The sequence below is a fragment of the Rhodopirellula europaea 6C genome, from assembly GCF_000338295.1.
GTDB classification, from domain to species: Bacteria; Planctomycetota; Planctomycetia; order Pirellulales; family Pirellulaceae; genus Rhodopirellula; species Rhodopirellula europaea.
In genome coordinates, this window is the sequence record NZ_ANMO01000113.1 from 1 (window position 1) to 11,784 (window position 11,784).

Here is an 11,784-nt window from a genome sequence, read left to right on the forward strand (position 1 = left end):
AAGACATGGCCTACGACGAACACTCGCAATCATTTGCGCACGATCGTTTCGACTCCGTCGAACCCTTCGCGCCTCTACGAATCGTTTTCGATTTCGCTCAGCAAAGCTTCCAACTCTTCGGGCGACAAATCGGACGCTTCAATATCCGATTGAATGTCGTCTTCCGCACCATCAAATTCATTCGCGGCGGAGTCTTGTTCCGGACCACCGGCCAAGGTCTCCGCCAGATACGCAGCCAAGCGTGCAGAGGTGGGGTAGTTAAACGCCAACACGGGAGTCAGCTCGATCCCCAACCAATCTTCCAGCTCGCTGCTCAACTCCACCGCCGTCAACGAATCCATACCGGTTTCGGCGAACGGGGTTTCCGGTGTCAGCGACGCGTTGCGAACCGGGCGTTCGCCGTCTTCGTGGATCTGTTCGCCGCTGTGACCAGACAACCAAGCTAACAGCCAGGCGGTGATTTGCTCGGTCGCTTCGGGGATCTCTTCCCGAGTCACACGGGTCGGCAATTCAGGCAAAGCCACGGATTCTGAATCGTCGATGAATCGATTGCGTGACCACTGGTAACGTGCCGACAACTCGCCGGCTTCGATCATCGAACGGCACTGTTGTCGCTGGACTTTACCGCTCGTCGTCAACGGAATCCCGCCAGGCCGAGTGATCAACACTTGGCGTGCGTCGACTTCATGATCGTCAATGATTGCACGTCGAATGTGACGCACGATTTCGGGTAATTCTTCCGCGTCGACGTGTCGCGAAACTTCGGCAGCGACCGTCAAAGCGTCTCCTGTCCGTCCGGTCGTTGCGACCGCGGCACACTGCAACACATTGGCTTGCAACAAACCTTTGACCGTCGCCTCGATGTCTTGCGGGAACAGGTTACGACCACGCAAGATCACCACGTCTTTGCTACGTCCAGTCACGTAGACTTCGCCGTCGTGAATGAATCCCAAATCGCCGGTTCGCAGAAACTTCTCCGCAGGATCTCCATCGGCGAGAGTCGCACCGAAGACTTCCGCGTTCACAGATTCGCGTTTCCAGTAACCAGACGTCACCGATGGCCCCGCCAACCAGATTTCACCAATCTCGCCATCGGGCTGTTCACGTTTTGTTTTCGCATCAACGACCATCACGGTCATCAAGTGCGCGGGACTTCCCGAACTGACCAATTGACGCGACGTCGCAGGGTCCGGCTTCGCACTGGACGCATCGTCCGGCAATGTCTTTCCGAGCGTGGTATGGCGGATGACTCGTCCACGCCCATGAGCCAATTCGTCTTTGTCCACGTCCAGCAAACTGGGTGCTTGCCCAGACCGGCAACTCGCCGCCATCAAGGTTGCTTCGGCCAATCCGTAACAAGGACAGAATGTTTCACCGCGAAAACCTGCGTCGGAGAATCGATCGGTGAACTGCTGCAACGTGTCCGCGATAATCGGCTCGGCACCGCAAAACGCCAACTCCCAACCGCTCAGATCAAGCGACTCGGCCTGAGCCAAATCAACTCGGTCAACGCACAACTGATACGCGAAGTTGGGTGCGCCGCTGATGGTGGCCTTGTAGTCCGAGATCGCTCGAAGCCAACGCATCGGCCGAGCAAGAAAGGACCTGGGCGACATCAAGATCGCATGACCGCCGACGTACAACGGCTCAAGGATTCCGCCGATCAATCCCATGTCATGGAATGGAGGCAACCAGAACAAACCGCGCTCGAAGTCGTCGCCATCGTCATCGGACCATTCAATTCCGAATGCATGACGGATCGATTCCAGGTTGCTCAATAAGTTAGCATGCGAAACCATCACACCTTTTGGATCGCTCGTCGATCCACTGGTGTATTGCAACAAAGCCAAGTCGGTCGATTCGATTTCGCCAAGCGGCAGTGCACTTTCAGTCGTATCGATCGTTGTCAGATCTTGTTCGATCGAAACATCCGTCGCGATCTTTGGCAGCGTCGCAGTATCAGGCGACACCCGATGCGGATCGATACCCGCGATGGTTTCCTGATCGCTGATCAACACGGAAGGTCGGCAGTCAGTCACCGAAGCATCCAACCGAGGCATCGCGCGCCCGGGCTTTGGATAACTGGTCGGGACCGGAATCAACCGAGCCATCTCGCAGGCCATGAACCCGACCATGAACTCCAAACCGGGCGGAAACAACAACATCGCTCGATCACCCGCCGTCGCACCAGTGTCACGCAGCAAACGAGTCGCGACCGCACAAACACGGCGGTGCAGTTCGGCGTAAGTCAGCGTCTGTGGTTCGCCCACACCGTCCAAAGCGTCGTCAGACAGAAACGTTAACGCCGGACGATCGGGATGTCGCGCGGCACGATCAACGAGCAAATGAGCGAGCGATTTCCATCGCGTCTCACTGGGCTCGCGGGTCGTGGAATCAGGAATCTCTGATTTGCGTAACATACGGTCTCGGGCGGATGGCCGATCAGGTGGGCAACTCGAAAACTGTTTGGCTCGCCGGGGCAGGATAGTGAATTTGGGTCGTCATTCGTCCTAGCATATAACTCTGCTAGGTGGATTGAAAGCATGATGGCGTTTCTTTGACGACAGACCAAATTTCGTCAGGGGGGCATCCTTGCTTACCGCACAATCGTCATGGATGGCGGGACTCCAAAACTGCTCAGGGCGCCCTATCGTTACAGGTTGCCAAGAGAGATCGAACCCCCCTTCCACGGGAGTGGCGAATTTGATCCGTGATATGGAGAGCAAGTGAGTTGCGTTCACCAGCAAATTCCGGCGTCAAACCTGAACAGCCTGATAATTTGGGCAGGAAAAAGAAACGATGCAATCTGTTTGACGCCACCCGTTTGATAGTGAGCAGCCCACCGTCGCGAAATTGATTTGGTCCTGCGACGCTCGATCGTGAATTCGCTCGAAAACGACTGTCGCACCACGATTGCACCACGTCCGTCCGGAAGCGATTGCGATAGGCCGACGCCGTCTCAGATCAGCTAAGCTAAGGGCTACAGTGCAACCCGGGCTGTCCTTTCGGCTCGGTTTGATGCTTCAAGCCGAAGCCCCGCCCTCTCTCTACGCCCGCCCCTCCCCGCCTGCCGAGTCGATCCTGTGTGGAAGAAGCCCTCTGACATTGCGCCGCGTCGATCCCTGGCCCTTTGTTTCTTGGTTGTTTGGCTGATTTCACCGGCGACCTTCGCCGCGGACGACGAGCCCAAATCAAAAGAGCCATCCTTCGATCTCGCGATCCTGAACGGGCACGTGGTCGATGGCACGGGTGCCCCTTGGTACGAAGCCGATGTCGGAATCACGAACGGCAAGATCACCCACATCGGCCGCATCGATCCGGCGTCCGCCAAAGACACGATCGACGCCGAGGGATTGATCGTCGCTCCCGGGTTCATCGACATGATGGGGCAAACCGCGACGCCGATGCTTCGGAATCCTTCGTCGGCAATGAACTTGCTGACGCAAGGCATCACGACCATCAACGCGGGCGAGGGATCGTCGGCCGCGCCGCTTTCAGATCACGACGCGAAATCAGTCGGTTGGCAAAACATGGCGGAGTACTTTCAGTTGCTGGACCTGAAAGGCATGCCCGTCAACACCGTGCAAACGATCGGGCACACCCAAGTCCGCCGGTTGGTGATGGGTGAAGACGACCGGCGTCCCAGCGACGATGAACTGAAGACGATGAAGGAACACGTTCGCGAAGCCATGCGTGCGGGCGCGATCGGAGTTTCCACCGCGTTGATCTACCCTCCCGCCGTTTATGCAACGACCGAAGAAATCGGTGCCCTGGCCGAAGTCGCGGGCGAACACGGCGGACGCTACTACACGCACATGCGAAACGAAGGCGACCAGCTTCTCGAAGCGATCGACGAAGCCCTGGAAATCGGTCGTATCGGCAACACCCCTGTTCACATCTTTCACTTGAAAGCCGCCGGTCGTCAGAACTGGGGCAAGATGCAATTGGCAATCGCGGGCATCAAAGCCGCTCGTAGCGAAGGTCACCAAGTCACCGCCGACATCTATCCCTACATCAACAACGGGTTGGGAATCGATGCCCTGATTCACCCGCGGCACTTTGGCGAAGGACGAGCCAAGTTCCTCAACCGGTTGGCTGACGACGAAGAACTGCGAACTGAAGTTCGCGAGGAAATCGAATCCACCAGCGGTTGGGAAAACTGGTACCGCCACGCGGGCTCGGATTGGGACCGCATCATCGTCGGCCAAACCACTGAACCTCGTTATCGCGAGTACGCTGGCCAATCCGTCGCCGCGATCGCCAAAGCAACTGGCGAAGACGCTTGGGACACATTCTTTGGACTGTGCAATGCATCCACGTTCGCATTGCCCGAAACGATGAGCGACGCGAACAAGATTTTAGCGATGCAACAAGAGTTCGTTTCCTTCTGCACCGATGTCGGTCCGGCGGGTGGCAACCGAAGCGCCTCGCATCCACGTTCCTACGGCGCGTTCCCACGGATGTTGTCGCGATATGTCCGCGACCTGGGGGCGATCTCAATGGAACAAGCGATTTCGCAAGCCAGTGCCGCCGCGGCCAACGCCGTGATGGTATATGACCGCGGCCGAATCGCTGAGGGTTTGGCCGCCGACGTGATCATCTTCGACTTTGATGAACTCGCCGATCGAGCCAACTTCGAAAACCCGCACGCCGAATCGGTTGGCATGAAGCACGTGATCGTCAACGGAACTCCCGTGCTCGCCGATGGCAAGTTCACCGGCAAACGCCCCGGCAAAGTCCTCCGCGGCCCGGGCTTTGATCCCGCCACCGCGTCGCATGCGATCGTCACTGGAAACGACCAACCAGCGTTTCGCGAAGTCGATAGGGTGATGCAATCATTCCTTCGCGAGCATCGTATCCCAGGTGCATCGCTCGCGATCACGAACCAAAGCAACGTCGTCTACGCGAGAGGGTTTGGCTACGCCGACGTCGGCCAGCGTGAGCCCGTGACACCCGAGAGTCTGTTTCGGATCGCCAGCATTTCCAAACCGATCACCGCGGTTGCGATCTTGCAATTGGTCGATCAAGGCAAACTGTCGCTCGACGACAAAGTCTTCGAAATCCTCGACCACGAGCCTCATGTGGAAGAAGGTTCCAAAATCGACGAGCGACAAAACGAGATCACGATCCAGCACTTGTTGCAACATCGTGGTGGTTGGGATCGAGACCAATCGTTCGACGCGATGTTCCGCTCAACTCAATTTGCCAACGCTCTCGGTGCATCCCACCCCGCAACGCCCGACACCATCATCCGTGTCATGCGAGGCAAACCTCTCGACTTTGATCCGGGTGAGCGGTACGCGTATTCCAACTACGGCTACTGCTTGCTTGGGCGAGTCATCGAGAAGATCAGTGGCGAAGCTTACGAAGACTATGTCAAGCAACATGTCCTGCAACCGATCGGCGTGACATCGATGTCTGTCGGCGTGACTCGTTTGGAAGGCCGCAAACCAAAAGAGGTCCGCTACTACGATCCGCACCAAGGTGACTCCGTCTTCGCCGAGGACTTGAATTCACGGGTGCCGCAAACCTATGGGGCTTGGCACCTGGAGGCGATGGATTCCCACGGAGCGTGGATTGCATCGGCGAGCGACCTGGCTCGGTTCGCAAGTGCATTCGACGATCCCGAGAACAGCCCGCTGTTGTCGTCCGCCAGAATCAACGACATGTTTGCTCGGCCGGAAGGTTTGGCGGGACACAAGAAGAACGGTGACCTCAAGCCCAGGTACTACGGCCAAGGTTGGTCGGTGGTCACCGATGACTCTGGCGAATTGACCGCTTCCCATGGCGGTTCACTTCCCGGCACCAACACGATTCTGGTTCGTCGTTCCGATGGAAAGAACGTCGCGTTGTTGTTCAACACACGGGTTACCGCTCGTCTTTCACGAGTGACCGGGACCATCCTTCCTCAAGTCATGAAGGCAATCGACCAAATCGAAGATTGGCCTCCGCAAGACGCGAACTGAACTTGGCAAAGCTCTCAGCTGGGCAACGTGGTTTTCGCAGCGACCAATTTTTGTTCGCTGGGGTTGAACTTGGTAGAATCAAAAGCGGCCGTTCAAAGCAAACGGTTCCCGCCTGTATTCCCCCCAAACCCTCATGAGCTTTCCGATGAACGTCAATCGCCCCGATGGCCAACGCGTTGCCCGCCGAGACTTCGTCAAACTGGGAGGAGCCATCGCCGCCGGTGTTGCAACGACCACCCTCTTCGACGCCCGTTTTGCTCATGCGGCGGGAGCCCCCACCGCTTCCGCAGAAACCTACGTGGGGGAACTGTACGCTTCCTTGTCCGACAATCAGAAAACCGCTGTCTGGCGACCGTTCGATCACGCCGATCGCCTGAAGATCAACCCCAACTGGCACGTCAGCAAAACGACCATCGGCGACGATCTCTTTTCGAAGAAGCAGAAGACACTGGTCGACCAAATCGTTCGCAACATCACCTCCAAAGACGGATACGATCGTCTGCTCGAACAAATGGAATACGATGACGGCGGACTAGAAAGCTACAGTTTCGCGTTGTTTGGTGAACCAGGCTCGGACCAGTTCCAATTCGAATTGACCGGCCGTCACGTGACGATGCGAGCCGACGGAAATCGACTCGACAAAATCGGCTTTGGCGGCCCGGTTGTTTACGGGCACGGCGAAGAATACCTCCCCGACAGCCCGTTCTTTCAGCAAACGTTGCAAGCCAACAAGGTCTTCCAAGCCTTGGACGCTGACCAAGCCAAACAGGCATTGCAAAAGAAAGCTCCCAGTGAAACCGCGGTGCAGTTGAAAGGCGAGAGCGGTCACTTCCCGGGAATTGGCGTCGACCAACTTTCAAGCGATCAAAAGGAGCTCGTCGAATCGACCCTCAAGATGTTGCTGGCACCGTATCGTGAAAACGATTCGAAGGAAGTGATGGAGATCCTGAATAGCAGCGGCGGACTCGACCAACTGCACATGGCTTTCTATCAACAAGAAGACATCGACAACGATCGCGTCTGGGACATCTGGCGAGTCGAAGGCCCATCAATGGTCTGGCACTTCCGCGGCGCCCCCCACGTCCACGCCTACCTCAACATCGGCATCAAGTCCTAAGCGGTGGCATAGGCTTCCAGCCTGTGATCGAACCTGCACAGTGGCATAGGCTTCTAGCCTGTGATTTACAAAGAGCAAACGCTGTTTCAACCACAGGCTGGAAGCCTATGCCACAGGAGGCAACGCATTGAATGAGGGTAAAGTTTTCCGACGTCGCAATCTGCCGCACATCGATGTCGAGGGCAAAGCATCGTTCATCACGGCCTGCTTGGATGGCAGTTTGCCAGCCGCTGGTTTGAAACGCATCCGTGCTCATCGTGATGAATTGGATCAACGCAAGAAGCCTCTCGACCTAAGTGACGCCGATTGGGAAATGAAGAAGCACAAGTTGCTTTTCAAACTGGTGGATTCCATCCTGGATGGCGAGTCACCAGTGACACATCTTCGCGATGATTGGCTTGCAAAGATCGTCGCCGACGCGTTCCTTCATTTCGCGGAGGAACGCTACACGCTGTTCGCATTCGTTGTGATGCCAAGCCATCACCATTGGGTGTTCCTGCCCGATCCAATTTGGGCGGAACAGTTTTTAGCCCAACAACAGGACAAGGAAAAGAAACGCACTCCACGTGAAAGCATTTCACACAGCATCCAAAGCTTCACGGGGACGCAGTGCAATCGAGCACGTGGCGGTGAAGGTGCATTTTGGCAAGCGGAGACTTTCGATCACTACGCCCGCGATCAAGAGGAGTTGCTTCGAATCATCCACTACATCGAGCAGAATCCTGTCGTGGCTGGATTAGTGGACCGTGCGGAAGATTTCCAATGGTCATCAGCTCGGATTCGTTCGAAACTCGGAATCCAAGCCGGCGAACCAGTCCCCAAAGTGGCATAGGCTTCCAGCCTGTGATTCACACCTTCGTTGCCCTTTGTATTCACAGGCTAGAAGCCTATGCCACTTTTGGCCACCCAACCTGCGCCGGCTACGGCGAGCAGGAGGATTCCGGCGCAGCCGATCGGTTTGTTGTCGGCCATTTGTCGAGGGTGTGATTTCTCAAGCTCTTCGCTGAGCTTCTCGATTTGTTCCTTGGACTCAATAAGCGATGAATCCGTCGCTTCTCGGTATAGTTTGATTGCCTTGAGCTTTTTCCCTTCCAAGAGATGAGCTCGGATTTGATCCAATGTTTCTTGGGGAAGCTCTGCCATCACGTACGTCCTGTGTGAAGTTGTTTGAGAAGCGGTAAGAACGTTTATCGCAGTTCGGATTCCTCGGTCGCAACCGACATCGGCATTCAACTTTGGCACTCCAATCCCAGCCGATCAGTTCCGAAGGTCGGCAAGCGTCTTCAACTCGGCTTCCGAGAGGGCCCGATCAAACACGCTGACGCCGCCGATCCATCCGGTGAAGCCGACACTGCGACTGCTGTGAATCACTCGCCCAATCGTGAACGGCCCGCCTTGTTCTGCATCCGGCGGTGAATAAATGCCGTGCGGGTACCACCAAGGGTTCAATCGCAAGCCAACAAGGGTTCGGTCGGTCTCAACCCATTCACCGTTTTCATCTTTCTCCAGCGTCACAACAACTTCTGTGTAGCGGTAGCGGCGACGTTCAACGCGATGGTTCTCGTCCTCACGCAAGACTTCCGTCTCAGACACCTCACCTTCCGGCGGGCTGTAGTACTGGGCCTTCGGAAAGTCGCTGTCTTGCCCCTCCTGCATCCCAGGCGTCCGAGCGTAGTGCCCCTGCATGTAGGCGTTGTGGGCATACGACAGCAAATTGTTCGATTTGGGATTCTTGAGCCAGCGTTCACCGGACTCTCCATTCAGCCAACCAGTGATTTCGTCCTTCTGATCGTCGAAAGTCATCGCAAAGCACTGCCAGGATGCAGCGAGCTGTTCTGCGGGAACGTCCGCATTCACGGCCGGAGCTACCCTCAACGAATTGCATTTGTGCAACGCATACTTGTTCAGGAACGAGCTAGCACCGTTTTCAGAGATGTGTCCGCACGCGCTGCCAGGTCGATTCAGCCCCGCAAACAACGCGTATTGCCGCTGTCCGCGTTCGACCTTTTGGATGGAAGCTGTGGACGATTGTTTGAGGTCCGTCCCTTCGTGCCAGATCCCTGCCAGTGCATGGTTGCCGCTTTCTCGAATCGCCCAGACAACAACGGTCACCGATTTCCCGTCACCTTTGATGTCAAGCGGCGTGTCATGCAGCCGCGTCCTGGGGACAAACAGAAATGGCCGAAAGTTCGGATCGGATTCTTCGCGAATACGAATTGCTTGTCCAAATGGACCATCATTCAACAGCGGAAAGTCAGCGTAGGTGGCTTCCCTCCCTTCGCCCCAGTAGTCTCGCACATAGTTCGCGGCATCCAAGGGATAGTTGCTGGGCGACCCAACCGGCACGTGAGCGACAAAACGCTCATTCCCGGAAGATTCACGCAGGTCGAAGTCCCAAAATGCAACCAGCCCTGGCGTGTTGCGAACAACATCACGGTTGGCGGATGGTTCAAACGCAGAAAGGGTTCCCATCGAGACCGCCAACGCGATGGCTGCGGTGAATGCAAGGTAAGAGCGCGGCATGGATAGTTCCTGCGGTGATTCAAAGACCATGTTTTCATGACGACATCGTCGGTTGATCGCCATTCACAACGAATGCGACCACCGCCAATCGAAGACACTGCTGGCTATTCGGTTTTGGGCGTCCAACTAAATGGCATGACAATCCAAACTGCCGAAGTTTGCCGCCGAATGAATTGCAAAATAAACAGCCTCAATTCGATGTCCGTTTCAATTGATTGATGACAACCATCCCCGATCGTGCTCGCTCGTCATTAGGAGCCAACGACAAGGCAGTGGCGAAATGCTCCGCCGCTCGGTCGAATTGTTTTCTGCTCAGCAGCGCGTGGGCAAGATTGAGATGAGTATCAACATCGTTTGGAAATTCAGCCAAAACTCGCTCGTACAATTCGATCGCCATCTGGTTTTTCCGATCCCCACACTGGCCTCCGCCAGAGCGAACACGACATCCATGTCACTCGGATTGTGTTCATGGCATTTTTGTAATTCACCGTACGCGGACTCAAAGTCGCTCACTCCTAGATGAGCGATCGCAAGTTGAAAGCGAGCGGACCAATGTCGCGGATCTGTTTCCGGCCATCCGAGCGTTGCGATGCTAAACATTTCGCGAGCAGAATCATCTTCTCCCAATTCCAGCAAAAGCAAGCCGTAACGTTGCACGCCGCGAAAGTACGTTGGGTAGGCATTGACGCCTTTTTCAAATTCAACCACCGCTTCGTCGATTCGCCCGGTCCACCGGAGGCAATCGGCCAAAATGAATTGGCTCTCGGCATCACCACCTAGCAATTCAATCGCGTCCCGAGCCCGCGGCGCCGCGACCTGAAACTTCCCAGCCCAGTGCATCACCTTCGCCAAGTTTCGCATCGCGATTCCTTGCGTAGTTCGATCGATGCGGCCAAGGATCGCTCGATTCACATCTTCGACCGTCTCGCGAGACAATTCTTTCAGTGCGATCGATTCTGCGGCCAACCAACCCGCATTGTGCATTTCCGAGATCAGCCAGCGGGACAATTGACGATGCGCATCAATGGTCGGGTGCACATGATCGAGGAAATATTCTTCGCCCAAGATTTCATGCCCGTGTTCGTCGCGGCAAAGGTTGCGAAGATCCGATTCGAAATCCAAAACGCGAACATCATCCGATTCGGGCACTTCGCGAATGTACTGGGCGAAATCGCTCGGGGCACGAAGTGGGCAAATGTCCTGATCGATCGCTAACCGAAACGCCTTGCGTGCCGTCTCGAAATCACCGGTATTAAAAGCTCGCTGGCCAGTTTCAAACGAATCATCCGCTGGATCCGCCTTGAAGGGGCTGCAATCCTTCTCGTTGGATGCTGGAACGACGAACAATATTTTCGCGTTCGCGGATTGAGCGATGGAGATCATGCGTCGAACATTGAATCGAAAATGCTTGCGAACATTGTTGCTCCATTCCTCATCGCGAACATAGTCCGACGGTCCAACCGTGTGGTTCAGACGTTCGTCCACTTCAGCGGCCAAACCGATCGAGTTTGAGTCGGATTTCGGTGGACGCTTTTTGCGCACAAGGGAATCGATCACCCGATACGTTCGGGTCTTGTTCAACCATCCCGTCAACCAAAGTTGAGCCTGGGACTGGTCAAAGAAGTCCGCGTACGTTCGCCGCTCGAGAAACTCGTTCTGACCGGTGTAAACGATGAACAAATCGGGCTCGTACTCAGCCAACTCTTCCATCACCGCCGCGACGCGGTAACTGGCGTAGCTGACCCCACCCGCGTTGAAGACTTCATGGTTCGTGTCTGCATCAACACGAGGCAACCATTCTCGCAACCATCCCGCAAATGACGTGTTGTCGTCGTAGGGTCGCCCGAACGTGGTTGATCCACCGAGGCAAAAGATCCTCTGCGTGTTCGCTGGTTTGTTCAGCGGAAAGCGTTGGTCGTTGAACCAGACCAGCTTGTTTTCCGCGGTTCGCATCCAGACTTTGCCGTCTTCATCGACGTGGCGTTCCAACAACGGAACCTGTTTCGAAAACCCCATCATCGGGTCCGCTTGATCGGTCGATTGGGCAACGCCGATTAGCGTCAGGGCTAGCTCGATCGCCACCAATCCCAGCACGGTCGTCATGAGACCAAAGCAGGCCTTTTTGGTCCTGCTGAGCGAGTTCGAGTTCTGCTGACGTGTTGCATGGCCGGGAGAGGT

At 55.8% G+C, this 11,784-nt stretch carries 8 protein-coding genes; 3 read left to right on the plus strand and 5 right to left on the minus strand.

The window, feature by feature from the left end:
• Positions 1-74: 74 nt before the first annotated feature.
• Positions 75-2,420 carry an AMP-binding protein gene (locus RE6C_RS10885; RefSeq protein ID WP_008656565.1) on the minus strand — a complete coding sequence of 782 codons (2,346 nt, stop codon included), beginning with the start codon at positions 2,418-2,420 and terminating at the stop codon, positions 75-77.
• A gap of 663 nt (positions 2,421-3,083) precedes the next feature.
• On the opposite strand from RE6C_RS10885, the gene RE6C_RS10890 reads away from it, so the two are divergent.
• From RE6C_RS10890 to RE6C_RS10900, 3 genes are all read left to right on the plus strand, one after another.
• On the plus strand, positions 3,084-5,966 hold the full coding sequence (locus RE6C_RS10890) for a serine hydrolase (RefSeq protein ID WP_008656567.1): 2,883 nt from the start codon (positions 3,084-3,086) through the stop codon (positions 5,964-5,966).
• A gap of 133 nt (positions 5,967-6,099) precedes the next feature.
• Positions 6,100-7,083: a DUF3500 domain-containing protein gene (locus RE6C_RS10895; protein WP_008656568.1), complete on the plus strand. Its 984-nt coding sequence runs from the start codon at positions 6,100-6,102 to the stop codon at positions 7,081-7,083.
• 127 nt (positions 7,084-7,210) lie between these two features.
• Complete coding sequence (locus RE6C_RS10900; protein WP_008656569.1) at positions 7,211-7,915, plus strand: hypothetical protein; 705 nt, start codon at positions 7,211-7,213, stop codon at positions 7,913-7,915.
• A 47-nt stretch (positions 7,916-7,962) separates the two neighbouring features.
• On the opposite strand, the gene RE6C_RS10905 is transcribed toward RE6C_RS10900, so the two are convergent.
• From RE6C_RS10905 to RE6C_RS10920, 4 genes are all read right to left on the minus strand, one after another.
• Entirely contained in the window at positions 7,963-8,316 is a 354-nt protein-coding gene (locus RE6C_RS10905) for a hypothetical protein (RefSeq protein WP_236618106.1), read from the minus strand.
• Positions 8,317-8,340: 24 nt separating this feature from the next.
• On the minus strand, positions 8,341-9,606 hold the full coding sequence (locus RE6C_RS10910) for a LamG domain-containing protein (protein WP_039961803.1): 1,266 nt from the start codon (positions 9,604-9,606) through the stop codon (positions 8,341-8,343).
• Between the two features lie 190 nt (positions 9,607-9,796).
• Positions 9,797-10,003: a tetratricopeptide repeat protein gene (locus tag RE6C_RS32820; RefSeq protein WP_236618107.1), complete on the minus strand. Its 207-nt coding sequence runs from the start codon at positions 10,001-10,003 to the stop codon at positions 9,797-9,799.
• The gene (locus tag RE6C_RS10920) at positions 9,919-11,709 is read right to left on the minus strand and encodes a tetratricopeptide repeat protein (protein ID WP_008656574.1); all 1,791 of its coding nucleotides are present in this window, start codon (positions 11,707-11,709) and stop codon (positions 9,919-9,921) included. The genes RE6C_RS32820 and RE6C_RS10920 overlap by 85 nt, the downstream gene beginning before the upstream one ends.
• Positions 11,710-11,784 lie beyond the last annotated feature (75 nt).